A 24587-nucleotide genomic window follows, 5' to 3' on the forward strand; every position below is an offset into this window, starting at 1 on the left:
TGATCAAGAGGTTTGCGTCAGCGGAGTGGCCGCCCCTGACACAAGCCTCTTGATCAACGGGGGGGGAAGGGGTGTCAGCTGGATGGGGGGATCAGGGCTGGGGTCAGGTCGTCGGTCAGGAGGGCGATCTGCCATTCGCGGGCGCCGAAGCCGCGCAGTGTCTCGGCCACCGTGTCCTCGGTGACCTCGTCCGGCGGGGTCCAGGCGAGGCGGCGGACGGAGTCCGGGGTGATCAGGTTCTCCGGCGGCAGGGTGTGCGCGGCGGCGATCCGGACCACCACCTCCCGGCACCGGGCCAGCCGGCCGGCGGCCACGGGGTCCCGCTCAGCCCACCGGTGCGGCGGGGGCGGCCCCTCCACCGCCGGGGTGACCGGCAGCGCGTCCTCCGGCAACTGCCGGGCGTCCTCAAGGGCGGCCAGCCAGGTGCGGGCCAGCCGGCGCACCGACCGGCCGCCGAACCCGGGCAGGGTGAGCAGGGTCTTCTCGTCCCCAGGGTCCAGCTCTGCGGCGGCCACGATCGCCGAGTCCGGCAGCACCCGGCCGGGCGCGGCGTCCCGGCGGGCAGCGATCTGGTCCCGGGCGTACCAGAGGGAACGGACCCGGGCCTGGGCGCGGGCGCCGCGCACCCGGTGGATGCCCGAGGTGCGCCGCCACGGCTCCGCGCGGACCCGGGGCGGGCGGGCGCCGTTGCGCACCAGGGCGGCGAACTCCTCCGCCGCCCAGGCCGACTTCCCCTGCCGGGTCAGCTCCGCGTCGAGGGCGTCGCGCAGGTCGGTGAGCATCTCCACGTCCAGGGCGGCGTAGGTGAGCCACGACTCCGGCAGCGGCCGGCTCGACCAGTCTGCTGCCGAGTGGTGCTTCTCCAGGGTGAAGCCGAGTAGCTGCTCGGTCAGCGCGGCCAGGCCGACCCGCTCGAATCCGGCCAGCCGCGCGGCCAGTTCCGTGTCGAACAGCCGCCGTGGGCGCAGCCCCAACTCGGCCAGGCAGGGCAGGTCCTGGCTGGCGGCGTGCAGCACCCACTCGACGTCGGCGATGGCCGCGTCCAGGGCGCTCAGGTCGGGCAGCGGCAGTGGGTCGATCAGCGTCGTGCCCGCACCGGCCCGCCGTAGCTGGACGAGATAGGCGCGCTGGCTGTAGCGGTACCCCGAGGCGCGCTCGGCGTCCAGGGCCACCGGGCCGGTGCCGGCCGCGAACCGGGCCACCACCTCGGCGAGCTCGTCCTCGGTGGCCACCGGCAGGGGGGTGCCGTCGCGGGGGGCGGTCAGCGGCACGGGCTCGCTGCCGGTCGGTTCGGGCCCCGCGTCCACCGGTTCCGGCGCGGCCGACGGCGGGTGGCGCGGCGCGTCTCCGGTACGGCTTTCGGCGGCCCGACGGCGCAGGGGTGGTTCGTCGGTCACCTGACAACCCTAGTGCGCCGAAGGATCCGGCGCGCGCAGCCGGGTAGGGCGTGTGTCGGTGCCGGCGACTTGACCCGACATGGCAGGGTCGGACACCGGGGGAGACAAAGCGCGACAGCGCAGGTACGGTCTTCGGGCCGCCGACCGGTGACGAACCCGCGTCGGCGGGGGCATCGGGGGCGTCTACGGGGAGGTCGTGGCGATGACGACGGCTGGGTACGGTCCGACAGGCGCGGGGCAGGGACCCGACGACGGTTCCGGAGGCGGTTGGTCGGACCCGGCCCGTACCGCCGAGGCATGGGACGGCCCGGCCCGGCCCGGCCCGCTGCCGCCACGGATCGTTCCGCCCCGGGGCACCGCCGCCCCCTACCCGCCCCCCGCAATCCCCGGTCAGGCCCCGGTCCCCGGTCAGGCCCCTGTCGTTCCCGGGCAGGCCGCTTGGGCTCCGCCGCCGAACGCCGGCCAGTGGGGTGGGCCGGCGCCGACGCCGGCTCCCGGGCAGTACCCACCGGGGCACGGGCAGCAGCCGGCCCCGCCCGCCGGACCGGTCGCGCCGCCCCCGGCCCCCGGCCCGGCGTACCCGCCGCAGGGCGCGTCGACCCCCGGCTGGCCCGCCCCGGCCCCGCCCGCCCGGCCCGCCCGGGGCCGCGCGCTCACCCTGGTCGCGCTGGGGTTGGCCGTGGTGCTGGCCCTGGTGTCGGGCGTGCAGGCGTACCAGCTCTCTCGGCTCTCCGACCGGCTCTCCGGGACCGACCAGCGGCAGGCCGCCGCGCAGCAGGGCGACGGCACCCGGCTCGACGACCTCGACCAGCGGATCCAGACCCTGGAGAGGCAGGCCGGGGCCCAGTTCAACCCCGAGGCGGTGGCCAGCGCCGTGCTGCCCAGCGTGTTCCGGGTCCGGGCCGGGCAGTTCACCGGCACCGCGTTCGCGGTCGGCAAGCCGGTCGCCGGCGGCGGGACGAACCTGTTCACCAACTTCCACGTGGTGGAGTCGGTCTGGGAGAGCGGCGGCCGGGAGGTCTTCCTGGAACGCACCGACCAGCGCTACCCGGCCACGATCGTCAAGGTCGACGAGGCCAACGACGTCGCCCAACTACGCACCACCAGCAAGTTCACCGGTCTGGTCACGGCGTCCGCGGCGGTCAAGTCCGGCCAGCAGATCGTCGTGGTCGGCGCCCCGCTCGGTCTCCAGGACAGCGTCACCACCGGCGTGGTCAGCGCCTTCCGCGAGGCCCAGCAGGGCTCGGGTCCGGTCATCCAGTTCGATGCCCCGATCAACCCCGGCAACTCGGGTGGTCCCGTGATCAACGGCCAGAAGCAGGTCGTCGGGATCGCCACCGCCAAGGCCCGCGACGCCGAGGGCATCGGCCTCGCCGTACCCATCAAGGTCGCCTGCGACGGCTTCCGGATCTGCTGAACCGGCCGTCGTTGCCTCGTACCAGCCCGGTCCGTCGCCGTCGTCCGGCCGCGGGCCAGTCACCTGGAGGATGAGATATGTCCCAGCCACCGAGCGGGCCCGGGGGCCAGCCGCCCTACCCGCCGCCGGCCGGCCCCGGCCAGCCCGTGCCCCAGCAGTACGGCCCGACCGGCCAGCCGGCCGAGTCGACCCGGCAGTTCGCCCCCGGCCAGTACGGCAGCCCGCAGCCGCCGACCGAGCCGACGCAGCAGTTCGGCCAGTACGGCGCCCCGCAGCCCTCGGCGGAGCCGCCGCAGCAGCCGGGCCAGTACGGGGCCCCGCAGCCGGGCCAGTACGGCGCCGCCCAGCCGGGCCAGTACGGCGCCCCGCAGTCCGCCCCGCCCGCGCCGGCGTACGGTCAGCAGCCGCCGCAGTCCGCCCCGCCCGCGCCGGCCTACGGTCAGCAGCCGCCGCAGTCGGCCCCGCCGTTCGGGCAGCAGGTCTCCACCCCGCCGGTCTCCGCCCCGGGGTACGCCCAGCCGATGTCGGTGCCGCCGGCCTCCGGTCCGGGCTTCGGCCACCCGATGTCCGGCCCGCCCGGTGCGCCGCCGTACGGCCCGGCGGCGCCCGCCGCGGGCAAGGGCCGGCGCAGCGTGCTGGTGCTGGCCCTGGTGGCCGGGCTGCTCTTCGTCCTCGGCGGCGTGATGACCGGCCTCTACGTGACCAAAGGCAACGAGCTGGACCGCACGGAGCAGCGGCTGACCGCCCAGGTCAGCGAGCGGGACGGGACGATCACGGCGAACAAGACCGAGATCGAGAAGCTCAAGAAGGACCTGCAGGGCGTGCGGGACAAGCTCTCGAACACCGAGCAGGACCTCACCGGCACCCGTAACGACCGCGACGAGCAGGCCCGGCAGAAGAAGGTCATCGCCACCTGCCTGGACAAGCTCACCAGCGCGCTGACCGCGGCGGCTGCGAACAACAAGGCCGCGTACGACAAGGCCACCCAGGGGATGAACAAGGTCTGCGACGAGGCCGAGGACTACCTCTGACGGGTACGCCCGCCCGGGCCGCGCCCGCCGGACCCCGGTCCGGTGGGCGCGGCCCGCGTCGTCTCCGTTCCCGTCCCCGCCGCCCGGCGGGCCCGCCGGGCCGGGACCGGTGGGTCAGGCGGCGCCGGCCGGGCGGCGCTCCGGGAGGGCGGTCACCCCGGGCGGCGGCAGGCCCGCCGTCGAGGCGAGCAGCGCGCACCAGGCCAGCAGGTGCGGGGTCAGGTCCTCGCCGAGCGGCGTCCACGAGGCCCGGATCTCGATGTCGGCGACGGTCGGCGGCCCGGCCAGGTCACCGAACCGGGTCGACATCGTCTGGGTGATCGTGCCCCCGATCGCCCGGTGCGGGGCGTCCTGGACGTCCAGCGCGTCGGTCAGCCAGGTCCAGCCCACCCCGGGCAGCAACGGGTCGCTGGCCAGGTCGGCCTCCAGCTCCGCCGTGACGTAGGTGACCAGCCGCAGGGTGCCCTGCCAGGCCTCGTGCCCGGCCGGGTCGTGCAGCAGGATCAACCGCCCGGTGGCGACCTCGTCGTCGTCGCGCAGCACCGCCGCGGAGAGCGCGAACGCGTACGGCGCGAGCCGCTGCGGTGCGCCGACCTCCTCCAGGACGATCTCCGACCGGGGCGCGGCCGACCGCAGCCCGGCGACCGCGCGGGCGAAGGTCTCCGGAAGCGCGATCGGGGGGGCCATGCGGGCAGCCTATGCCGCCTGCCGCCCGGCTGCCGGAAACGGCACGCCGACAGCCCGCCCCGCCGAACGGGGGTGGGTCACAAAAGATGGCGGGGGTGGGGGACGGGCATCGGGGGCGTGGCACGATTGCCGCGATGACCACCGACACCACGGGCACTGCCGCCCGAGACGGAGAACCCCGCCGCGGCGGACCGGCCGACTCCCCGTTCGTCCGGGCCTGCCGGCGCGAGGACGGCCCGCGCACCCCGGTCTGGTTCATGCGCCAGGCCGGCCGGTCGCTGCCGGAGTACCGCGAGATCCGCAAGAACGTGGGGATGCTGGAGTCCTGCCGCCGCCCCGACCTGGTCGCCGAGATCACCCTCCAGCCGGTGCGCCGACACCGGGTCGACGCGGCGATCCTGTTCAGCGACATCGTGGTCCCGGTCGCCGCCGCCGGGGTGGACCTGGACATCGTCCCGGGCACCGGGCCGGTGGTGGCCGAGCCGGTGCGCACCGCCGCCGACGTCGAGCGGATCCGGCCGATCACCCGCGACGACGTCTCCTACGTGGACTCCGCGGTCCGGCTGCTCGTCGCCGAGCTGGGCGACACCCCGCTGATCGGCTTCGCCGGCGCCCCGTTCACCCTGGCCAGCTACCTGGTCGAGGGCGGCCCGTCGCGCAACCACGCGAAGACCAAGGCCCTCATGTACGGCGAGCCGGAGCTGTGGCACGCGCTCTGCGCCCGGCTGGCCGACGTGACATGCGCGTTCCTGCGGGTGCAGGTCGACGCCGGGGTGTCCGCGGTGCAGCTGTTCGACTCGTGGGCCGGCGCGCTGTCCGAGGCCGACTACCGGCGGTACGTGCTGCCGCACTCGACGAAGGTGCTGTCCGGGCTGGCCGACGCCGGGGTGCCCCGGATCCACTTCGGGGTGGGCACCGCCGAGCTGCTCGGCGCGATGGGCGAGGCCGGGGCCGACGTGGTCGGGGTGGACTGGCGTACCCCGCTGGACGTGGCGACCCGCCGGATCGGGGCCGACCGGGCCGTGCAGGGCAACCTGGACCCGGCGGTGCTGCTCGCCCCGTGGCCGGTGGTGGAGGCCGAGGTGCGGCGGATCCTCGCCGAGGGCCGGGCCACCCCCGGCCACGTGTTCAACCTCGGTCACGGCGTGCTTCCGGAGACCGATCCGGACGTGTTGACCAGGGTGGTCGCGCTGGTGCACGAGGTGTCCGCGCGCCCGGCGGAGTGAGGGAGTGACCGTGCGGCAGCCGTGGCGGGTGGCGATCGTCGGGGGCGGGATCACCGGGCTGGCCGCCGCCGTCCGGCTGCGGGACCGCGCGCCCGCCGGCACCGAGATCACCGTGTACGAACAGTCCGGCGCGCTCGGTGGCAAGCTGCGCACCGGCGAGCTTGCCGGGCAGCCGGTCGAGTTCGGCGCCGAGTCGTTCCTGATGCGCGACCCGGCCGGCGGGGAGTCCGCCGCCGTCGCCCTGGCCCGCCGTCTCGGGCTGGCCGACGAGATCGTGCACCCCACCGTCGGGCAGGCGGCCCTCGCGGTCGACAACGGGCTGCGCCCGATCCCGGGCGGGACGCTGGTGGGCGTACCCGGGGATCTGGCGCAGGTGACGACGGTCGCGCAGCCGGTCGCGGACGCCGACCGCGACACCGGCCGCCCGCTGCTGGCCCCCGGCGCGGACGTCTCCGTCGGGGCGCTGGTCCGCTCCCGGCTCGGCGACCAGGTGGTGGACCGGCTGGTGGACCCGATGCTCGGTGGCGTCTACGCCGGCCGGGCCGACGACCTGTCCCTGGTCACCACTATGCCGGCGCTGGCCCACGCGGCCCGCACGGAGCACACCCTGGTCGGCGCGGTCCGGGCCGCGCAGGCCGCCGCGCCGCGCGCCCCCGGCACCCCCGTCTTCGGCACCCTGGCCGGCGGGCTGAGCCGGCTGGTCGAGGCCGCCGCCACGGCCGGCGGGGCGACGATCCGCCGGGACGCGGCGGTACGCGAGCTGATTCCGACGGCGACCGGCTGGCGGCTGACCGTCGGTCCGACCCGCGACCCGGAGTCGGTGGAGGTGGACGCCGTGGTGCTGGCCGTGCCGGCCCGCCCCGCCGCCCGGCTGCTGGCCGGGATCGCGCCGGAGGCCGCCGCGACCGTCGGCGCGCTGGACTACGCCAGCGTCGCGCTGATCACCTTGGCCCTGCCCGAGCCGGCGCTGCCGGCGCTGTCCGGGTTCCTGGTGCCGGCCACCGAGGGGCTGCTGATCAAGGCGTCGACGTTCTTCACCACCAAGTGGGGGCACCTGGCCCGGCCGGACGGGCTGGCCCTGGTGCGCGCCTCGGTCGGCCGGTACGGCGAGGAGTCGTCCCTCCAGGTCACCGACGCCGACCTGGTGGACACGGTGCACCGGGAGCTGTCGACGGTGCTGTCCGCGCCGCTGCCCGCACCGGTGGCCAGCCACGTGCAGCGGTGGGGCGGGGCGCTGCCGCAGTACACCCCGGGGCACCTCGACCGGGTGGCCGCCGCCCGGGCGGCGCTGCGTGGCACGCACCCGACGCTGGCCCTGGCCGGCGCCGGCTACGACGGCGTCGGCATCCCGGTCTGCGTCCGCTCCGGCGCGACGGCGGCCGAAGAGATCATCACAGCACTGGGAGGATCGGCAGCATGACCGAGCAGACCAACGCGACCCGGCTGCGGGAGCTGAACGACAGCATCCGTTACACGATGTGGTCGGTGTACCGGGCCACCAGCCCGCTGCCGTCACTGCGCGAGAACGTCACCGGCGAGGTCGAGGCCCTCTTCGAGGAGCTGGCCGGCAAGGACGTGACGGTCCGCGGCACGTACGACGTGGCCGGGCTGCGCGCCGACGCCGACCTGATGATCTGGTGGCACTCGTCGTCCAGCGACGCGCTCCAGGACGCGTACCTGCGGTTCCGTCGGACCACGCTGGGCCGGGCGATGACCCCGGTGTGGTCGCAGATGGCGCTGCACCGGCCGGCGGAGTTCAACAAGAGCCACATCCCGGCGTTCCTGGCCGGCGAGGAGGCCCGGGCGTACACGTGCGTCTACCCGTTCGTCCGCTCGTACGAGTGGTATCTCCTGCCGGACGCCGAGCGGCGCGAGCTGCTGGCCGAGCACGGCAAGATGGCCCGGGGCTACCCGGACGTGCGGGCCAACACGGTCGCCTCGTTCGCCCTCGGCGACTACGAGTGGATGCTCGCCTTCGAGGCCGACGAGTTGCACCGGATCGTCGACCTGATGCGCGACCTGCGGGGTTCCCGGGCCCGCCGGCACGTCCGGGAGGAGATTCCCTTCTACACCGGCCGCCGCCGCCCGATCGCCGACATCGTCTCCTGCCTCGTGTGAGCGCCTCCCACGGCCCCCGCCACGACACCTGACGCCGCCGCCCGCCCGCGTGCCCAGTCCCGCGCCGTGCCGGGCCGCCCGTCCCCGCTGAAACACGGAATTAGTGGCCACCCGGCCAGGGGTGGCCACTAATTCCGTGTTCAGGCGCGATCTTGCCCGGGTGGGGTGTGGCCTCGTCGGTCCGGGTGGGTCGTGTCGGCCGGTCGGCGGGGGAGGGGGTCAGGTGGTTGCCGTGCAGGTGGGCGTCGGCGCGGTGTTGGTGCCGGTCGAGGAGCCGATGAAGCCGAAGGCGGTCTTCGCCCCGGGGGCCAGCGCCCCGTTGTACGCGACGTTGCGGGCGGTGACCGTGGAGCCGCTGCTGGTCACGGTGGCGTTCCACGACGAGCTGACCTGCTGGCCGTTGGCATACGTCCAGGTCACGGTCCAGCTCTTGATCGCCGACGCGCCGGCGGTCACCTCGACCTCGCCCTGGAACCCGCCGGCCCAGGAGTTGGTGACCCGGTAGGTCGCGGTGCAGCGACCCGTCGCCGGGGGCGTCGTGGGCGGCGGCGTGGTGGGCGGCGGCGTGGTGGGCGGCGGCGTGGTGGGCGGCGGCGTGGTGGGCGGGGTGGTGGGCGGCGGTGTGGTCGGGCCGCCGCCGCCGAAGTCCACGTCGCTGCACAGGTAGTACGACTGGTCCAGGTGGCTGGCCTGCCAGATGGTGTAGACGATGTGCCGGCCGGTGCGGCCCGGCGCGTTCGCCGGCACCTGGATCGACACGCCCTGCGCCTCCGGCGTCCACTGCGACGCCGGGGTGTTGCCGATCTGGCCGGCCAGTTCCAGGTCTCCCCAGGCCAGCGGCTTGGTGAGCGCGTTGAAGCCCTGCTTCGTCACGTACACCCGGATGTAGTCGGCGCCGTGGCTGGCCTGGTCGTAGAACTTGATGCGGAAGTTGTTCGTCACCGGCGCGGTCTTCCACGCGCCGACGGTGTCGAGCGCGTTGTACCGGCCGCTGGAGGAGCGGCCCGCGCTGCACAGCTGGCCGTCCGGGATGGCGGCCTGGTGGTTGCCGGCGACGCCTTCGCGGAACAGGCCGTTCCAGTTCCACATGGCGTTCGGGTCGGCCTGCCAGGCCTGCCAGCACATCGGGTCCAGGGTGGCCATGTTCGGGTTCTGGAAGTCGCTGCCCCAGCGCTGCCAGCAGCCGTAGTTGCGGGACGCGGGGTCGACGACCGAGCCGTGGGCGGACGCGGAGTTCGCCAGGGCGGTGGTGAGCAGCAGCGCGACGACCGCGCCGGCGGCGAGCAGCCAGGCTGCCAGGCGCGGCGTGGAACGCCTGCGGACGGGGGTGGACATGGGAGCCTCCGGGTGAGAGGTCGGACTGCGACGACGCCCGGACGGCGGGAGTTGCCCCTCCCGTGCCGGCTGGTGCTGATCCCGCGGCGGCTCCTGCCTGCGCAGATTTCCACACCAATTCACTTATGTCAATGGATGGCGCTTTCCCGGCGCATCGGGGTGTGCGGGATGCCGTCCTCGACGTACTCGGGCCCGCTGACGGCGAAGCCGTGCCGCGCGTAGAAGCCGGTCAGGTGGGACTGCGCCTCCAGCACGCACGGCCGACCGCCCACCACGGTCAGGGCCTCGGCCATCAGCCGTCCGGCGTACCCGCCGCGCCGGGCGTACGGCGCCACCACCACGCGGCCGATCCGGGCGACCCCGTCGGGGTCGGCCAGAATTCGCAGGTACGCCAGGACGGCGCCGCCGCGGGCCAGCCAGAGATGCCGGGTGCCCGGCTCGACGTCCCGGCCGTCCAGTTCCGGGTACGGGCACGCCTGCTCCACCACGAACACGTCGATGCGGAGTCGGAGCAGGTCGTGGAAGGTGCGGGCGTCCAGCTCGGCGAAGGAGGCATGTCGGGCCTCGACGGTCTGCGGCGGCATCCGGCGATGGTAGGTGCCCGCGCCAGCCGGGACGCGGTGGCCCCTTCCCGGCGGCCGGCCGGGGTGGCCTCCGGTGTCGCGCCCGCCCAGCGTCCCCGGTCGGCGGGGGCGGACGGTCTCTGTCCCCGGTCAGTGGGGGCGGACGGTCTCTGTCCCCGGTCAGTGGGGGCGGGCGCCGACGGCGTCGCGGATCTCCGCGCCCCGGTCGCCCTCCTCCTGCCGGGCACAGTGGGCGCAACAGAAGAAGCGGCCGGAGACCTCGACCCCATGGCCGACGATCTTGACCTGGCAGTGCTCGCAGATCGGCGCCAGCCGGTGCGCCGCACATTCGAAGCAGTCGAAGGTGTGCACGTCGCCGCTGACCGTGCGTACCTCGAACGCCATCCAGTAGTCGTTGCCGCAGACCTCGCACGTCGCCATGGCCGAACCCCCCGAGAAAGGAACATGTGCCCCCACAGCGTGCGGCAGCGGCCCGATCCGGGCGGCCGGAACGGCCGAAGCCGGCCGTTCCGGCCGCGTGTCGGGCCGGCGTGTCGGGCGTTGTGCCTGGTGGAAGCCTCGAACTCCGGAGGGACGACGGATCAGGCGCTGCGCCTGACCCGGTCCCGCCCCGGACGGCCGGGCGTCCGCGACTCAGCCCTGCGGCTCCAGCCGGACGGAGATCGAGTTCACGCAGTGCCGGGTGTCCTTCGGGGTGAACCCCTCGCCCCGGAAGACGTGGCCGAGGTGACTGTCGCAGCGCGCGCAGCGGATCTCCGTACGCCGCATGCCGTGGCTGTTGTCCTCGATCTCCCGCACCGCGCCCGGGATCGCGTCGTCGAAGCTCGGCCAGCCGCAGTGCGAGTCGAACTTCGTGTCACTGGGGTACAGCTGTGCCCCGCAGGCGCGGCAGTGGTAGACGCCGGGCGTCTTCGTGTCCACGTACTCGCCGGTCCATGCGGGCTCGGTGCCGGCCTCGCGCAGCACCCGGAACTCCTCCGGGCTCAGCCGGACCCGCCACTCGTCTTCGGTCCGGGGCAGTTCGTTCTCGTCAAGACTCACCCGACAACGGTACGTCGGGTGTCGGTGCCGTGGCATATGGTCTCGGGATGGGCAGCACCACGAAGGCAACGGCCACGGAGATCGAGGTGGCCGGTCACCTGGTTCGGCTGACCAGCCCGGACCGGGTGATCTTCCCGGAGCGGGGCTTCACCAAGGCGCATGTCTTCGGCTACTACGTCGCGGTGGGCGAGAGCATCCTGCGCGCCCTGCGGGACCGCCCGACCACGCTGCAACGCTTCCCCGACGGCATCGCCGGTGAGATGTTCTTCCAGAAGCGGGTGCCCAGTCGGGGCGTGCCGCCGTGGGTGCGCACCGCCCGGATCAGCTTCCCCAGCGGCCGGACGGCCGACGAGCTCTGCCCGGCCGACCTCGCCCACGTGGCCTGGGCCGCCCAGATGGGCACCGTCGTGTTCCACCCGTGGCCGGTGCGCGCCGACCACGTCGACCACCCCGACGAGCTGCGGATCGATCTCGACCCGCAGCCGGGCACCGACTTCGTCGACGCGGCGACGGCCGCCGCGGAGGTGCGGGCCCTGCTGGACGAGCTGGGCGCGACCGGCTGGCCGAAGACCTCCGGCGGCCGGGGCGTGCACGTCTACCTGCGGATCGCGCCCCGGTGGACGTTCACCGAGGTGCGGCGGGCCACCATCGCGTTGGCCCGGGAGTTGGAGCGTCGCCGCCCCGATCTGGTCACCACCGCCTGGTGGAAGGAGCAGCGGGGCGAGCGGGTCTTCGTCGACTACAACCAGATGGCCCGGGACCGCACGATCGCCTGCGCGTACTCGCTGCGGGCCAACGCCCGGGCCACCGTGTCCACCCCGGTCACCTGGGACGAGCTGCCCGACGTGGACCCGGACGAGTTCCACCTGGGCAGCGTCCCGGCCCGACTGGCCGAGCGGGGCGACCCGCACGCCGGCATCGACGACGCCCCGTGGGACATCACCCCGCTGCTGGAGTGGGCCGACCGGGACGCCGCCGCGGGCCAGGGTGACATGCCGTACCCGCCGGACCACCCCAAGATGCCGGGCGAGCCGAAGCGGGTCCAGCCCTCGAAGGACCGCGACCGCCCGCGCTGACCAGCCGGGCCGCTCGCGTCGCCGGGCGGTCGCCCGGCGCTCGCGTCGCCCGGCCGGCTGACGCACTCGGCTCAGCGGAGCGGGCCCATCATCGCCTCCACGGCCTCCTTGGCCGTCCGCAGGTCCACGCCCGTCGCTTCCCGGTACGCCTTGATCGCCTGGAGCTTCTCGCCCCGGGCCAGGTGCTCGCGGACCCCGGGCGGCGCCGGCCGCTCGTCCACCACCCCGAGGTGGTCCATGACCAGTTGCAGGCGCCGCTCGACCTCGGCCAGCCGTCGTGGCGTGCTCCGGTCCTGCCGGGTCCCGGCGAACTGGGCGGCAAACAGCAGCACGACAGCGATGATCAGCACGGTGAGGGCGATCCCCATGACAGCCATCCAAGCAGATTGACGCCCGGGACCGGCGGACACGGGTGGGGCGGGACGGGCCACCGCGCCGGGTGGCCGCCATAACGGTCGGATAACGGGCGCGAACCTTTCCGGGCCCGCAGCGAGTCATTGTGACCGTCGGCCCGCTGGGCCCAGGAAGGCGGCGCGATGGCGATGGTGTGGAGGCGGGCCCGGGCGGCCCGAGGGCTGCTGCTCGCCGCGGTGGTGGCAGCCCTGGTGGCGATCGCCCTCGTCACCGGGTTGGCCGACTACAACCGGCGGGCCGTGGACGCGGGGCAGCGGGCGGTGTTCGCCGCGTCCCCCGCGCAGGAGCGGAGCCTGCTGGTCAGTGGCTCCGGTGGCGCGGACCGGGCCGCCTACGCCGCCCGGGACCGGGCCGTCCGGGCCCGCTTCGTCGACGGGCTCGGCGGGGCGTCCGTGGCGGTGCGTGGGGCCCGCTACGGCACCGGACGCGAGCTGACCGGCGACCTCGGGGCGGCCCGCACCGGCACCGATCCGGTCTTCGCCGAGCTGACCACCCTGGAGGACCTGACCGGCCACGCCGACCTGGTCGCCGGGCGGCAGCCCGAACGCGGGGCCGAGCCGATGCAGGCGCTGTTGCCGGAACGGGTGGCCGGCCTGCTCGGGCTGACCGTCGGCGAGCGGGTGCCGCTGCGGGACCGGGCCGGCGAACGGACCAGCCAGGTGGAGGTGGTCGGGCTCTTCCGGCCCCGGGACCCGGCCGGGTCGTACTGGCGGCTCGCGCCGGGCGCCGTCGCAGCCGGCTCCGCCACGTCGTACGGGCCGTTCCTGCTCGATCCGGCCGACTTCGACCGGACCTTCCCCGCCACCACGTCGGCGTCCTGGCTGGTCGAACCCGATCTGGCCGCCGTCGAGCCGAGCCGTCTGGGGGCCGTGAAGCGGGCCGTCGCCACCGAGGTCGCGGAGTTGCCCGAGGCGACCCGGCTCGGCTCGTCCGCCCGGAGCGTCACCACGATGGACCGGCTGATCGACCGGCTCGGCCGCGCCGACCTGGTGGGCCGTTCCTCGCTGCTCACCCCGCTGCTGCTCATCCTGGTTCTCGGCGGCTACGCGCTGGTGCTCGTGGCCGCCCTGCTCAACGAGGATCGCCGCGCGCAGACGGCGCTGCTGCGCGCCCGGGGCGCGGCCCGGCGACAGATCGCCGGCCTGGCCGCCAGGGAAGCGGCCCTGGTGGTCCTCCCGGCCGCGCTGCTCGGGCCGCCACTCGCCGCCGAGGCCCTGCGCCACGTCGGCCAGGACCAGACGTGGTCCGACCCGTCCGCCGCGGGCAGCACGCTGACCTGGGCGGTCGCCGCCGCCACTGCCGCCGGCTGCCTGGTGGCCATGGTGCTGCCGGCGATGCGCCGGGCCGGCACGTACGTCGCCGACCTGGCGGCCCGGTCCCGGCCGAGCCGGGCCGCCACGGCCCAGCGGGCCGGCGCCGACCTGGCCCTGGTCGGCCTGGCCGTGCTCGCCTGGGTCCAGCTGCGGCAGTACTCCTCACCGCTGGCCGGCGCGGGCGGCCGGCTCGGCATCGACCCGCTGCTGGTGGCGGCGCCCACGCTGGGCGTGCTGGCCGGCGCCGTGCTCGCGCTGCGCCTGCTGCCCCCGGCCACCCGGTTCGCCGAGCGGTTCGTGGACGCCCGGCCCTGGACCGCCACGATGCTGGGCATGTGGCAGGCCGGCCGGCGCCCGCACGCCGGCCCGGTGCTGCTGCTCGCGCTCGCCGTGGGCGGCAGCACCCTGGCCTGGTCGCTGGTCACCACCGGGGAACGGTCGCACGTCGACCAGGCCGACCACAGCGTCGGCGCCGACCTGCGGCTGGTCGAGCGCTCCGGGGCCGCGCCGGCCGACCGGGCGGGCCGGCTGGCCGGGGCACCCGGCGTCGACCGGACGCTGCCCGCCTGGCGTGACGACATCCGGGTGGGGCGCGAGGACCTGCCGGTCAGCGTGCTGAGCATCGACGCGGCGGCGGCGCCGGACGTGGTCCGGCTCAACGACCGGATCCTCGACGAGCCGGGCCGGGCCCTGTTCGATCGTCAGGTACGCGGCCGGGTCGAGCCCGCCGGCGTCGAGCTGCCCGCCGACACCCGACGGCTCACCGGCACCGTCCGCACCCCGGTCACCGGGGCCGTGCGCCCGCACCCGGTCGCGGTGTCCGTGCTGCTCACCACCGCCGACGGCGGTTCCTGGCGGCTACCGCTGGCCACCGGGGGCAGCGACGGTCGGCCGGTCCCGGCGGCGCTGGACCTGCCCGACATCGGCGGCCGGGCCTACCGGCTGGCCGGCTTCGAGGCCACCGGCGGCCCGGCGCTGGGCTCCAACTACGGGCTGGAGGTGACCGGGCTGCGCGCGGTGGATGCCGCCGGGACGACGAGCCCGGTGCGGCTCACCGGCGACTGGGTGACCCGGGTGGACGAACCGAAGCAGGCGGAGCCGGTCCGGCTCGACGACGACGGCGGGCTGCGCGCCGGGCGGTTGACCATCCTCGTCGAGGGCGGCCGGTTCGCGTCGCAGCCGTCCAGCCGCTTCGCCGTCGTGCCGGTCGGGGACAACCCGCCGGTGCCGGCGTTGATCACCCCGCAGGTGGCCCGGGCGCTGAGCGTCGGCCAGGGCGACACGATGCAGGTCAGCCTCTCCGGGGCCACCCTGTCGGTCCAGGTGGTGGGCGAGGTCGAGGCGGTGCCGGCCACCGGGTCGACGGCCGGCATGCTGCTGGACCTGCCCGCCGCGGTCGACTGGCTGATCCGCGCCAAGGGCACGGTCCGGCCGGTCTCGGAGTGGTGGGTGCGCACCGACCCCGGCGGGTACCCGGAGGCGGTGCGGGCGGTCGCCGACCTGCCCGGGGTCACCGTGCTGGACCGGCGGGCGACGGCGGCGGAGGCCGACCGTGACCCGTACTGGCTCGGCACCCGCACCGGCCTGCTCGCGGCGGCGCTGGGCTCCCTGCTGCTCGCCCTGGTCGGGCTGGGCGTGGACGTGTGGGCCACCGCCCGCCGACGGATCGGGGAGCTGACCGTCCTGCACACGCTGGGCGCCACGCCCCGGCTGCTGGCCCGCGCGTTGCTCGCCGAACAGGCCTTCCTGGCCGGGATCGGCGTCGGCGTCGGGCTGCTGGTCGGCGCGGGGGTGGGCGCCACCATGGCCCCGCTCGTGGTGCTCACCCGGGCGGCGGACCGACCGGTGCCGGAGGCGGCCTTCGCGCTGCCCTGGCTGCCGGTCGTCGGTACCGCCCTCGGCCTGTTGCTGGCGGCGCTCGCGTTCAGCACGGCGATTGCCACGGGCATCCGCCGGCGGCTGGCGGCGGCGCAACTGCGGTTCGGCGGTGACCAGTGAGGAGCGTCGGCGTGGTCACGGTCCGTCCCGGGCCGGTGGAGGGTGTCGGCCGGCGGGGATCAGTCAACGGCGTCGGCGCGGGCGCGGTCCGACGCGGGCCGGTGGGTCGCGGCGGCGCGGCCACGGATCGGGGGAGAGCAGTGAGTGCAGTGACCGTGCGTACCGGGGCGGGCAGCCGATGAGCGGGGCCGCCCGCCGGGTGCGGGCTTTCGGCGGGCAGTTCCTGCTGCTGGGGGTGCTGGCCCTGGTGGCTGTGCTGCTGGTCACCGGGATCCCTCGCGTCGCCGACCGGCTCGTGCAGCAGGGCCTTCGGGAGTACGTGGCCGGCCGCCCGGTCGCCGAGCGGGACCTGACTCGGAGCGCCGAGGAGGCATCGGTCGAGGGGGGCCAGGGGCCGGTCAGCGCGGCGCGGGGCCGCGAGCTCGACGCGTTCGAGGCAAGCATGCCGCCCCCGGTCCGGGCCGCGGTGGAGAGCCGCTGGTATGTCGCGGAGACCGTGCTCGGCAGGCTGACCGGGCCGGACCTGGAGGCGAAGAACCTCCTCGTCGTCTCCCGGCTGCGCGTGATGCCCGGCGTCGCGGAGGCGGCCACCCTGGTCGAGGGGCGCTGGCCGACCGAGGCGACCGGGCCGGACCGACCGGTCGAGGTCGCGCTGGCCGCCGACACGGCGCGGAAGGTGAACCTGCGGGCCGGCAGCCGTCTTCGCTGGGCCGCGGGGAAGGGGGCAGCACCGCTGTGGCTGCTCGTGGTCGGGGTCTTCGAGCCGAACCGACCGGCGGACGGGATCTGGGACACGCTGCCGCTGGTCCAGCGGGTGACCGAACCGGCCGGCGACGGACAGCCGTACGAGATGGTGGCGGTGACCGGCGACGCCGGCCTGGACGCGGTGGCCGCTGTCGGCGGCTCGGTCCGGTTCTCCTGGCGGTACCGGCTGGGCGGCGCCGGGATGGACGTGGCCGACGTGCCCGGCGTCATCGACGGCGTGCGGCGGCTGGTCCGTGAGTCCCCGCCGGGGCTGAAAGTCATCCAGGCGGTGGACGCCCCGTTGCAGCAGTTCCTCGACGCCGTCTCCGCCGCGCGGACGCTGCTCGCGGTGATCGCCGCCGGGGTGATCGCCACCCTGGCCGGGTTGATCGGGCTCGCCGCCCGGCTCGCGGCCCGCCGCCGGGAGACCGAGTTCGCCCTGCTGGTCGCCCGGGGCGGCGCACCGGCCGGCGGTGCGCTGCGCAGCCTCGCCGAGTCGCTGCTGGTCGTCCCGCCGGCCGCGGCGCTGGGGTGGTTGCTCGGCCGGCTGCTGCCCGGCTCCGGCGGCTGGGCAGACTGGCTGGCCCTGGCCACGGCGGTCCTCGCCACCCTGGCCCTGCCGCTGGCCACGCTGGCCGTCTCGACCGTCCCGGGCGGCCGGCGCGACCTGGTGACCGCCCGCCCCGGTGGCCGCCGGTTGACCGTGGAACTGCTGGTCGTGGCGCTGGCCGTGCTGGCCGTCGTGCTGCTGCGGCGTCGGGGCCTGACCCCGGGGGCGGTCGATCCGCTGCTGATCTCGGTGCCGGTGCTGCTGGCCGTCGCTGCGGCGGTGCTCGCGCAGCGGCTCTATCCCTGGCCGCTGCGGCTGCTGAGCCGCGTCGCCGCCCGGCTGCGGGGCAGCGTGACGTTCCTCGGTGCCGCCCGGGCGAGCCGGTCGGCCGCCACCGCGTCGGTGATCGTCGTGGTGGTGGCGATCGCGACGGCGGCGTTCTGCGCCGTCGTGGCCACCGGCATCGAGGCCGGTCGGGACCGGACGGCGACACTGGCCGTGCCGGCGTCCGCGCTGGTCGACGGCGAGCGGCTCGCCCCCGACACCGGTGCCGCCCTCCGGGCGCTGCCCGGCGTCCGGCGGGCCACCCCGGTCGTGCGGGACACCGCGCTGCGGATCTCCCACCCGCACGGCGCCGACGCGGGACTCGCCGCCGTCACCGTGCTGCTGGTCGACGGTCCCGGGCTCGCCGAGGCGGCCCGGGACGCCGGGCTGGCGGTGTCGGTGCCCCCGCAACTGCGGGGCGACCCCGCCCCGGGGCCGGCCACCGCGCTGGTCTCCCCGGCGCTCGCCGCCGACCTGGCCCGCAAGGGCCTCGACGGCTCTGCCCTGGTGTCCGTGCAGGGACGCGACTACCTGTTCCGGGTGGCCGGCACGGCGGACGGCTTCCCACTCGTCCCGTCCGCCACCGACCGGTTCGTGGTGCTGCCCTGGCAGGCGCTGCCCGCCTCGGACCCGATCGGCCCGGTGCCGACGGCCTTCCTGGTCTCCGGCGACGGGTTCGACGTGGAGGCGCTGCGGCAGGCGGGCGACGAGGGGCAGCACCGCTACCAGAGCGGCGGCACCATCGTCGCGGGGGAGCGACCGCGCGGCGCCGAGGTGACCACCTGGCGGGGCGCCCGGGACTCCCTCGGCGAGGGCGGCGCGAACGGCCTGCTGGTCTTCGGCTTCGCCGCCGGGGCGGGCGGCGGGGCCGCCCTCGGCCTGCTGGCGATCGCCTTCGCGGTGCTCGCCGGGGCGCGGGCCCGGGGGCAGGTGCTGTCCCGGCTACGCACCCTCGGCCTGTCCCGTCGCCAGTGGCGCGCGCTGCTGCTGGTCGAGCTGACGCCGCTGGTCGCCGTCGCGCTGCTCACCGGCGCGGTGACGGGCGCGCTGCTGCCCCTGCTGCTGACCCCGGTGCTCGGGCTGACCGCGTTCACCGGGGGCACACCGGTCCGGGTCGCGTTCTCGCCCGGGCTGGTCGGCGCCGTGCTCGTGGTCGGCGCGGTGGCGCTGGCCCTCGCGATGACCGTGGAGACGCTGAACAACCGCCGGCTGCGCCTCGGTGAGGTGCTGCGGCTCGGAGAGGAGAGCTGAGATGACAGCCACCGTGGAGGCGTCCGCCGTACCGGACCTGGCCACCCTGCAGGAGCGGGCCGCGCAACGCGCGGCCGAGCGGGCCGGGGGGCAGGACCGGTTGCGCGGACACATCGTCTGCGACGGCCTGGTGCGGATCTTCAAGTCCGACGGCATCGAGGTGGTCGCGTTGCAGGGCCTCGACCTGGTCATCGACCGGGGCGAGCTGGTTGCGATCGTCGGGGCGTCCGGGTCGGGCAAGTCGACCCTGCTGAACATCCTGTCCGGGCTGGACGCCCCGACCGCCGGCATCGCCCGGGTCGCCGAGTACGACCTGCTCACCCTCTCCGCCCGGCGCAGGCTCAGCTACCGGCGGGAGATGGCCGGCTTCGTCTGGCAGCAGACCGGGCGCAACCTGCTGCCGTACCTGACCGCCCTGGAGAACGTCGAGCTGCCGATGAAGCTGGCCGGGCGGCGCGGGCGGCGGGTCCGCCGGGACCGGGCCCGGGAGCTGCTCGAACTGGTCGGCGTGGGCCACCTCGCCGACCGGCGGCCGGGACAGCTCAGCGGCGGGGAGCAGCAGCGTTGCGCGATCGCGGTGGCGGTGGCCAACGACCCGGAGGTGCTCTTCGCCGATGAGCCGACCGGCGAGTTGGACGAGGCCACCGGCGCCGAGGTCTTCGCCGCGCTGCGGCAGATCAACGCGGAGCTGGGGGTGACGGTGGTGGTGGTGACCCACGACCCCGCCGTGGCCACCCAGGTCCGCCGGACCGTCGCGATCCGCGACGGCCGGACCTCCTCCGAGGTCCGCCGCACCGCCCGGATCGGCGCGGACGGCGCCACCGAGCTGGTCAGCGAGGAGTACGCGGTGCTCGACCGCGCCGGCCGGATGCAGCTTCCGGCGTCCTTCGTGGACACGTTGGCCCTGCGCGACCGGGTCCGACTCAACCTGGAACCCGACCACGTCGAGGTGCGGCCGGGCGACCGGGCCGACGCCGAACGGAGTGACGCATGACCGAGCAGCCGTTCTCACGTCCGGCGGCCACCGCCACCACCGAGGAGGTGGTGCGGGTTACCGGGTTGAGCCGTACCTTCGGCCGGGGTGAGCGTGCCGTGCACGCCGTCCGGGACGTCTCGTTCACCGCGGGCAAGGGTGAGCTGGTCGCCCTGCAGGGGCGGTCGGGCGCCGGCAAGACCACCCTGCTCAACCTGGTCGGCGGCCTGGACCGGCCGGACTCCGGGCAGGTCCGGGTGGCCGGGCACGACCTCGGCACGGCCGGCGAGCGGGAGCTGCTACGGCTGCGCCGGGGCACCGTCGGCTTCGTCTTCCAGACCTTCGGGCTGATCCCGATCCTCTCCGCCGCCGAGAACGTCGGGGTGCCGCTGCGGCTGGCGAAGGTGCCCGCCGCAGAGCGGGAGGAGCGGGTGTCGGTGCTGCTGGAGTTGGTCGGGCTGGGCGGGCACGCCGCGCAGCGGCCGTACGAGCTCTCCGGCGGGCAGCAGCAGCGGGTGGCGCTGGCCCGGGCCCTGGCCAACGAGCCGGACCTGCTGATCGCCGACGAGCCCACCGGCCAGCTCGACTCGGAGACCGGCCGGTCGATCATGGACCTGCTCCGGGCGGTGGTGCACGCGCGCGGGATGACCGCGCTGGTCGCCACGCACGACCCGGCCCTGATCGAGCTGGCCGACCGCACCCTGACCCTCCGCGACGGCCGCCTCCTCCCCGCCTGACCCCCGGGCCCTCCGTTCCTCGCGATCTTGCACTTGCGGCCCCCAGGGTGGGTGTTTCGCCCTGTATGCCGGGGCCGCAACTGCAAGATCGCGGGCGGGTGGGGGTGGGGCGGGTTAGAGGGGGAGCTTCATGCCCTCGTGGGTGGCGACGAAGCCGAGGCTGCGGTAGAAGCGGTGGGCGTCCGTGCGGGTCTTGTCCGTGGTGAGCTGCACCAGCGCGCAGCCGCGCCGCTCGGCCCGGTCGATCGCCCAGCGCATCATCTCCCGCCCCAGCCCCTGCCCGCGGCGGTCCGAGCGCACCCGCACCGCCTCGATGAGCGACCGCTCGGCCCCGTGCCGGCCGAGCCCGGGGATGTAGGTGATCTGCATGCAGCCCACCAGCACCCCGTCGTCGTCGGCCACCACGAGGTGGTTGCGGGGGTCGGCGGAGATGTCCGCGAACGCCCTCTCGTACGCCTCGTCGACCTCGGTGAAGTCGCGGGCCTTGCCCAGCATGTCGTCGGCCAGCAGGGCGATGAGGGCCGGCAGATCGGCCCGGACCGCCTCCCGGAAGATCACGGTGCGCATGGCGTCAGCCTGGCACAGCGACCCGGGGCGATGCCCCGGCGACCTGGTTGCCGGCAGGAGGCAGCATGATGCGGCATGGACGTCCTGCTGCTGCCGTTCCGCTGGGTCTACCGGGCGCTGGTCTGGTTCGCCAACTCGCCCCGGACGCTGATCGCGTCGTACCTGTTGATGATCATCGTGGCCGGGGTCATCTACAGCCACGTGGAGCACAAGAGCGCAGCCGACTCGGTGTGGTGGGCGGTGGTGACCGCCTCCACCGTCGGGTACGGCGACATCTCGCCGACCACCGGCGCGGGGCGCGCCCTCGCGGCTCTACTCATCTCGACCATGGTGCTGCTGGTCATCCCGCTGATCACCGCGCACTTCGCCAGCCAGTTGATCGTGGACGACGACGCCTTCGAGCACGCCGAGCAGGAGGAGCTGAAGGCCGACGTGCGGCGGATGAGGGCGCTGCTGGAGGAGTTGGCGACCCGCCAGGGCATCGTCCTGCCGCCAGAGCAGGCCCCGGTGCCCCCGCCGCCGTCCGTCAGGCGCCGCCGCAGCCGACGTGGGTGACCCGTCGCCGGTGTACGCGGGTGCGGCGGGCACCGGAACCGTCAGCGGGCCGGGCAGCGCAGCCCCTCCCGTGGCACGGCCAGCGAGATCAGGTAGGCGTCCACCGCGTTCGTCACGCAGCTCGTCTGCGGGTACGCCGTGTGCCCCTCGCCCTCCCAGGTCAGCACCCGGCCCACGCCCAGCATCGAGGCCAGCTTCGGGGTCTGCTCGTACGGGGTCGCCGGGTCGCCCGTCGTGCCCACCACCACGATGGGCGGCGCGCCGACGGCCTTGCCGGTCGGATACGGGTCCCGCCCACCCGGCCACTCGACGCAGCCGAGCATGCCCACGGCCAGCGCCGAGCCGAACAGCGGATACTTCTCCCGCCACTGCGACTGGAGTTGGCGGACCCGCTGCAGGGTCGGTTTCTCCGACTCGTCCACGCAGTTGACCGCGAGGTTGGCGTCGAACAGGTTCGAGTATCGCCCGTCGTCCTCCCGGCCCGCGTACGAGTCGGCCAGCCGGAACACCTCAGCCGGATCGCCGCCGTCGAGCCGGTCGATCGCCTGGGCCAGCTCCTGCCAGCCCGACTCCGTGTAGAGCGAGGAGATGACCGCGTAGAAGACCCAGCCCGCGGTGGCCTCCCGGCCGTCGGCCGCCTTCACCGGGGAGACCTTGGCCTTGTCGATCGCCGAGGTCACCGCGCCCCGGGCGTCCGGGGAGAGCGGGCAGCGCCCGGTGTTGGCCGCGCACCACCGGGTGAAGTTGTCGAACGCCCGCTCGAAGCCCTTCGCCTGACTCTCCGAGCCGGCCACCAGGTCCTGAGTCGGGTCCACCGCGCCGTCGAGCACCAGGGCCCGGACCCGCTTCGGGTAGAGCTGGGCGTAGGTCGCCCCGAGCAGGGTGCCGTAGGAGTAGCCGAGGTAGGTCAGCTTCTCGTCGCCGACCGCCGCGCGCACCGCGTCCATGTCCCGGGCGGCCTGCTCGGTGCCGTAGAGCGAGAGCTGGTCGCCGTACTTGTCGCCGCAGCCGCGCCCGATCCGCCGGTTCAGCGCGACGAACCCGTCGAAGGACGCCTGGGACTCCGGGTCCGGGTCGTAGCCGAAGCTGGCGTCCAGGTCGGCGTCGGGGATGCACTTCACCGGGCTGGACCGGGCCACCCCGCGCGGGTCGAACCCGACGATGTCGAACCGTTCGGTGATCGACGGGGGCAGCCCCCCGAACGCCGGGCCGAAGGAGAGGTAGACGGCCGTGTCCACCCCGGAGCCGCCGGGGCCGCCCGGGTTGACCACGAGCGAGCCGATCCGGTTCCGCTGCTTCGTGGACCGGGCCCGCAGCAGGGCGATCTCGAAGGTCTCCCCGCTGCCCGGGCCGGCCGTGGCGCCGGTGCCGGAGCCCCAGTTGCGCGGCACGGCGATCCGCGTGCACTCGTACCGCACGTCCGGCGCGCCCCGGCCCACCAACTCGTCGGCCACCTCCGGGCAGGCCCGCCAGGTCGGCGCGGTGCCCGTCGGCGCGGCCTCGCCCTCGGTCTCGGTGCGCGGGGCGAACGCGGGCATCGTGCAGCCTGCGGCGACCACCGCCGCCGAGACGAGCCCGGCGAGGGTCAGCCGGACCCGGCGGATCCGGTCGGGAAAGCGGGTCACCTGCACGCCTCTCGTGGTCGGGTCGACGGATCAGGCTACGCCCGTCCCGGGACGACCTCGGCGGTCGCCGCCGGATCGCCGCGCAGGACCTGGTCGACGTCGTACCTGATCGGGCGGTCGAGCTGGTCGTAGCCGCAGGACCGTGGGTCGCGGTCGGGCCGCCAGCGGACGAACCGGGCGGTGTGCCGGAGCCGGTCGCCCTCCATCGCGTCGTAGCCCACCTCCACCACCAGCTCCGGGCGCAGCGGCTCCCACTCCAGGTTCTTCGTGCCCGTCCACCGGCTCACCCCGCCGGGGATGCGCTGGCCGCGCTCGTGGTCGCCGTGCGCCCAGGGATGCTCGTCGCCGACGTCCCGGTACGGGGCCAGCTCGTCCAGCAGCTCCTTGCGCCGCACCGCCGTGAACGAGGAGCTGACCCCGATGTGGTGCAGGACGCCGGCCTCGTCGTAGAGGCCGAGCAGCAGCGAGCCGACCACCGGCCCGGTCTTGTGCCAGCGGAAGCCGGCCACCACCACGTCGGCCGTGCGGGCGTGCTTGACCTTGAACATCAGCCGCTTGCCCGGCTCGTAGGCCAGATCGGCCGGCTTGACGATGAGCCCGTCGAGCCCCGCGCCCTCGAACACGTCGAACCAGCGGCGGGCCGTCTCCGGGTCCGTGGTGACCTGGGTGACGTGCACCGGCGGGCGGACCCCGGCCAGGGCCTGCTCCAGCCGGGCCCGGCGCTGCGGGTACGGCTGGTCGGTCAGCAGCTCGTCGTCGAGGGCGAGCAGGTCGAAGGCGACGAAGTCGGCCGGGGTGGTCTCGGCCAGCAGCCTCACCCGGGACGCGGCGGGATGGATGCGCTGGGCGAGCAGCTCGAAGTCGAGCCGGGGCTGGCCGTCCGGGCCGTCGCGCCGGATCACGATCAGCTCGCCGTCGACGGCGCAGCGCTCGGGGAGCTGCCGCAGCGCCTGCTCGACCACCTCGGGGAAGTAGCGGGTCATCGTCTTGCCGCCCCGGCTGGCCAGCTCCACCTCGTCGCCGTCGCGGAACACGATGCAGCGGAAGCCGTCCCACTTCGGCTCGTACGTCGTTCCGGGGTCGGTGGGCAGTCGCGACACGGCCTTGGCCAGCATCGGCTCGACCGGCGGGTTGATCGGCAGGTCCACGGCGACAGTCAACCAGACACCACCGACAGTCGTGAGGCGGATCACCGGGGGTGAGGGGGTGACCTGTCCCGGTCCATCCCGTTCGTTCCTCGGGGACCGGATGGCGTTTCCGCAGCTCGGAGCTAGTTTCGCCGGATGCGGGAGTGGATCTGCGGGTGCTGCGGGCGCTGGGGGGTCAGCGTCGAGCTGATCCGCGGCCGGTACCGCTACCGCCTGGTGCGCCGCTACCCGGCCCGCTTCGGCGGCGGCAAGGACGTGCTCGGCGAGGTCGGCACGGTCGCCGAGCTGGACGACCTGCTGCGCCGCCGTACCCCGCTCACCCTCGCCGACCTGCACGAGACCGACGCGGCCTGACCCGCCCCACGCCCCGCCCCACGCCCCGCCCCACGCCCGCCCCGTTTCGCCACGCGGCCCTGCTGGCTTGCTCCGCGCCGTCCCTGTCCAACCGTCCTGCCGCGCGGCACCGGACCTTGGAC

General features: G+C 75.2%; 22 protein-coding genes. 12 read left to right on the forward strand and 10 right to left on the reverse strand.

Annotated features, from left to right (window positions below; all coding sequences use genetic code 11):
• Positions 1-74 precede the first annotated feature (74 nt).
• Positions 75-1397: a ribonuclease D gene (locus tag ABT023_RS15010; protein WP_350885613.1), complete on the reverse strand. Its 1323-nt coding sequence runs from the start codon at positions 1395-1397 to the stop codon at positions 75-77.
• A 202-nt stretch (positions 1398-1599) separates the two neighbouring features.
• On the opposite strand from ABT023_RS15010, the gene ABT023_RS15015 reads away from it, so the two are divergent.
• Together ABT023_RS15015 and ABT023_RS15020 are read left to right on the forward strand one after the other, a co-directional pair.
• The gene (locus tag ABT023_RS15015) at positions 1600-2814 is read left to right on the forward strand and encodes a S1C family serine protease (protein ID WP_350885615.1); all 1215 of its coding nucleotides are present in this window, start codon (positions 1600-1602) and stop codon (positions 2812-2814) included.
• Positions 2815-2891: 77 nt separating this feature from the next.
• Positions 2892-3845, forward strand: a complete 954-nt coding sequence (locus tag ABT023_RS15020) for a hypothetical protein (RefSeq protein WP_350885617.1) — start codon at positions 2892-2894, stop codon at positions 3843-3845.
• A gap of 114 nt (positions 3846-3959) precedes the next feature.
• On the opposite strand, the gene ABT023_RS15025 is transcribed toward ABT023_RS15020, so the two are convergent.
• Positions 3960-4532: a DUF3000 domain-containing protein gene (locus ABT023_RS15025; protein WP_350885619.1), complete on the reverse strand. Its 573-nt coding sequence runs from the start codon at positions 4530-4532 to the stop codon at positions 3960-3962.
• 134 nt (positions 4533-4666) lie between these two features.
• On the opposite strand from ABT023_RS15025, the gene hemE reads away from it, so the two are divergent.
• Genes hemE through hemQ form a run of 3 tightly spaced genes read left to right on the forward strand, consistent with a single transcriptional unit; the run spans position 4667 to position 7876 of the window.
• Positions 4667-5758, forward strand: coding sequence for a uroporphyrinogen decarboxylase (hemE, locus tag ABT023_RS15030; RefSeq protein ID WP_350885621.1), 1092 nt, complete (start codon positions 4667-4669; stop codon positions 5756-5758).
• 10 nt (positions 5759-5768) lie between these two features.
• Entirely contained in the window at positions 5769-7178 is a 1410-nt protein-coding gene (gene hemG, locus ABT023_RS15035; protein ID WP_350885623.1) for a protoporphyrinogen oxidase, read from the forward strand.
• A complete protein-coding gene (gene hemQ, locus ABT023_RS15040; RefSeq protein ID WP_350885625.1) occupies positions 7175-7876 on the forward strand; it encodes a hydrogen peroxide-dependent heme synthase in 702 nt (233 codons plus the stop codon). Before hemG ends, hemQ begins: the two co-directional genes overlap by 4 nt.
• A gap of 219 nt (positions 7877-8095) precedes the next feature.
• Here hemQ and ABT023_RS15045 read toward each other — a convergent pair whose 3' ends face one another.
• The 4 genes from ABT023_RS15045 to msrB all read right to left on the reverse strand — a co-directional run bounded on the left by ABT023_RS15045 (position 8096) and on the right by msrB (position 10836).
• Positions 8096-9211 carry a lytic polysaccharide monooxygenase auxiliary activity family 9 protein gene (locus ABT023_RS15045; protein ID WP_350885627.1) on the reverse strand — a complete coding sequence of 372 codons (1116 nt, stop codon included), beginning with the start codon at positions 9209-9211 and terminating at the stop codon, positions 8096-8098.
• Positions 9212-9339: 128 nt separating this feature from the next.
• A complete protein-coding gene (locus ABT023_RS15050; protein ID WP_350885629.1) occupies positions 9340-9795 on the reverse strand; it encodes a GNAT family N-acetyltransferase in 456 nt (151 codons plus the stop codon).
• A 159-nt stretch (positions 9796-9954) separates the two neighbouring features.
• Positions 9955-10215 (reverse strand): metallothionein, encoded by a 261-nt coding sequence (locus tag ABT023_RS15055; RefSeq protein WP_350885631.1) that lies wholly within the window; start codon positions 10213-10215, stop codon positions 9955-9957.
• 213 nt (positions 10216-10428) lie between these two features.
• On the reverse strand, positions 10429-10836 hold the full coding sequence (gene msrB, locus ABT023_RS15060; RefSeq protein WP_350885633.1) for a peptide-methionine (R)-S-oxide reductase MsrB: 408 nt from the start codon (positions 10834-10836) through the stop codon (positions 10429-10431).
• A 47-nt stretch (positions 10837-10883) separates the two neighbouring features.
• On the opposite strand from msrB, the gene ligD reads away from it, so the two are divergent.
• On the forward strand, positions 10884-11912 hold the full coding sequence (gene ligD, locus ABT023_RS15065) for a non-homologous end-joining DNA ligase (protein ID WP_350885635.1): 1029 nt from the start codon (positions 10884-10886) through the stop codon (positions 11910-11912).
• Between the two features lie 71 nt (positions 11913-11983).
• On the opposite strand, the gene ABT023_RS15070 is transcribed toward ligD, so the two are convergent.
• Entirely contained in the window at positions 11984-12289 is a 306-nt protein-coding gene (locus ABT023_RS15070) for a hypothetical protein (RefSeq protein ID WP_350885637.1), read from the reverse strand.
• A gap of 159 nt (positions 12290-12448) precedes the next feature.
• Here ABT023_RS15070 and ABT023_RS15075 point away from each other — a divergent pair, with 159 nt between their 5' ends.
• From ABT023_RS15075 to ABT023_RS15090, 4 genes are all read left to right on the forward strand, one after another.
• Entirely contained in the window at positions 12449-15637 is a 3189-nt protein-coding gene (locus ABT023_RS15075) for an FtsX-like permease family protein (protein ID WP_350885639.1), read from the forward strand.
• Between the two features lie 178 nt (positions 15638-15815).
• Positions 15816-18506, forward strand: a complete 2691-nt coding sequence (locus ABT023_RS15080; RefSeq protein ID WP_350885641.1) for an FtsX-like permease family protein — start codon at positions 15816-15818, stop codon at positions 18504-18506.
• A gap of 1 nt (position 18507) precedes the next feature.
• The gene (locus ABT023_RS15085) at positions 18508-19500 is read left to right on the forward strand and encodes an ABC transporter ATP-binding protein (RefSeq protein WP_350885643.1); all 993 of its coding nucleotides are present in this window, start codon (positions 18508-18510) and stop codon (positions 19498-19500) included.
• Positions 19497-20216 carry an ABC transporter ATP-binding protein gene (locus ABT023_RS15090; RefSeq protein WP_350885645.1) on the forward strand — a complete coding sequence of 240 codons (720 nt, stop codon included), beginning with the start codon at positions 19497-19499 and terminating at the stop codon, positions 20214-20216. The genes ABT023_RS15085 and ABT023_RS15090 overlap by 4 nt, the downstream gene beginning before the upstream one ends.
• Positions 20217-20330: 114 nt before the next feature.
• On the opposite strand, the gene ABT023_RS15095 is transcribed toward ABT023_RS15090, so the two are convergent.
• On the reverse strand, positions 20331-20783 hold the full coding sequence (locus tag ABT023_RS15095; protein ID WP_350885646.1) for a GNAT family N-acetyltransferase: 453 nt from the start codon (positions 20781-20783) through the stop codon (positions 20331-20333).
• A 75-nt stretch (positions 20784-20858) separates the two neighbouring features.
• Between ABT023_RS15095 and ABT023_RS15100 the strand changes: the two genes are divergently transcribed.
• Positions 20859-21338: a potassium channel family protein gene (locus ABT023_RS15100; RefSeq protein ID WP_350885648.1), complete on the forward strand. Its 480-nt coding sequence runs from the start codon at positions 20859-20861 to the stop codon at positions 21336-21338.
• Between the two features lie 41 nt (positions 21339-21379).
• Here ABT023_RS15100 and ABT023_RS15105 read toward each other — a convergent pair whose 3' ends face one another.
• Entirely contained in the window at positions 21380-22942 is a 1563-nt protein-coding gene (locus ABT023_RS15105; RefSeq protein WP_502890683.1) for an alpha/beta hydrolase, read from the reverse strand.
• Between the two features lie 56 nt (positions 22943-22998).
• Entirely contained in the window at positions 22999-24111 is a 1113-nt protein-coding gene (locus tag ABT023_RS15110; protein WP_350885792.1) for an ATP-dependent DNA ligase, read from the reverse strand.
• 135 nt (positions 24112-24246) lie between these two features.
• Between ABT023_RS15110 and ABT023_RS15115 the strand changes: the two genes are divergently transcribed.
• Complete coding sequence (locus tag ABT023_RS15115; protein ID WP_350885652.1) at positions 24247-24465, forward strand: hypothetical protein; 219 nt, start codon at positions 24247-24249, stop codon at positions 24463-24465.
• Positions 24466-24587: the final 122 nt, after the last annotated feature.

The sequence above is a fragment of the Micromonospora sp. NPDC002296 genome, assembly GCF_040296145.1.
Classification (GTDB): Bacteria; Actinomycetota; Actinomycetes; order Mycobacteriales; family Micromonosporaceae; genus Micromonospora.

What these genes read in the sequence shown, in the direction of transcription:
- ABT023_RS15015 (WP_350885615.1), top strand. Translation starts at nt 1,600, where the DNA reads ATGACGACGGCTGGGTACGGTCCGACAGGCGCGGGGCAGGGACCCGAC.
- ABT023_RS15020 (WP_350885617.1), top strand. Translation starts at nt 2,892, where the DNA reads ATGTCCCAGCCACCGAGCGGGCCCGGGGGCCAGCCGCCCTACCCGCCG.
- ABT023_RS15025 (WP_350885619.1), bottom strand. Translation starts at nt 4,532, where the DNA reads ATGGCCCCCCCGATCGCGCTTCCGGAGACCTTCGCCCGCGCGGTCGCC.
- hemE (WP_350885621.1), top strand. Translation starts at nt 4,667, where the DNA reads ATGACCACCGACACCACGGGCACTGCCGCCCGAGACGGAGAACCCCGC.
- hemQ (WP_350885625.1), top strand. Translation starts at nt 7,175, where the DNA reads ATGACCGAGCAGACCAACGCGACCCGGCTGCGGGAGCTGAACGACAGC.
- ABT023_RS15045 (WP_350885627.1), bottom strand. Translation starts at nt 9,211, where the DNA reads ATGTCCACCCCCGTCCGCAGGCGTTCCACGCCGCGCCTGGCAGCCTGG.
- ABT023_RS15050 (WP_350885629.1), bottom strand. Translation starts at nt 9,795, where the DNA reads ATGCCGCCGCAGACCGTCGAGGCCCGACATGCCTCCTTCGCCGAGCTG.
- ABT023_RS15055 (WP_350885631.1), bottom strand. Translation starts at nt 10,215, where the DNA reads ATGGCGACGTGCGAGGTCTGCGGCAACGACTACTGGATGGCGTTCGAG.
- ligD (WP_350885635.1), top strand. Translation starts at nt 10,884, where the DNA reads ATGGGCAGCACCACGAAGGCAACGGCCACGGAGATCGAGGTGGCCGGT.
- ABT023_RS15070 (WP_350885637.1), bottom strand. Translation starts at nt 12,289, where the DNA reads ATGGCTGTCATGGGGATCGCCCTCACCGTGCTGATCATCGCTGTCGTG.
- ABT023_RS15075 (WP_350885639.1), top strand. Translation starts at nt 12,449, where the DNA reads ATGGCGATGGTGTGGAGGCGGGCCCGGGCGGCCCGAGGGCTGCTGCTC.
- ABT023_RS15080 (WP_350885641.1), top strand. Translation starts at nt 15,816, where the DNA reads ATGAGCGGGGCCGCCCGCCGGGTGCGGGCTTTCGGCGGGCAGTTCCTG.
- ABT023_RS15085 (WP_350885643.1), top strand. Translation starts at nt 18,508, where the DNA reads ATGACAGCCACCGTGGAGGCGTCCGCCGTACCGGACCTGGCCACCCTG.
- ABT023_RS15090 (WP_350885645.1), top strand. Translation starts at nt 19,497, where the DNA reads ATGACCGAGCAGCCGTTCTCACGTCCGGCGGCCACCGCCACCACCGAG.
- ABT023_RS15095 (WP_350885646.1), bottom strand. Translation starts at nt 20,783, where the DNA reads ATGCGCACCGTGATCTTCCGGGAGGCGGTCCGGGCCGATCTGCCGGCC.
- ABT023_RS15100 (WP_350885648.1), top strand. Translation starts at nt 20,859, where the DNA reads ATGGACGTCCTGCTGCTGCCGTTCCGCTGGGTCTACCGGGCGCTGGTC.
- ABT023_RS15115 (WP_350885652.1), top strand. Translation starts at nt 24,247, where the DNA reads ATGCGGGAGTGGATCTGCGGGTGCTGCGGGCGCTGGGGGGTCAGCGTC.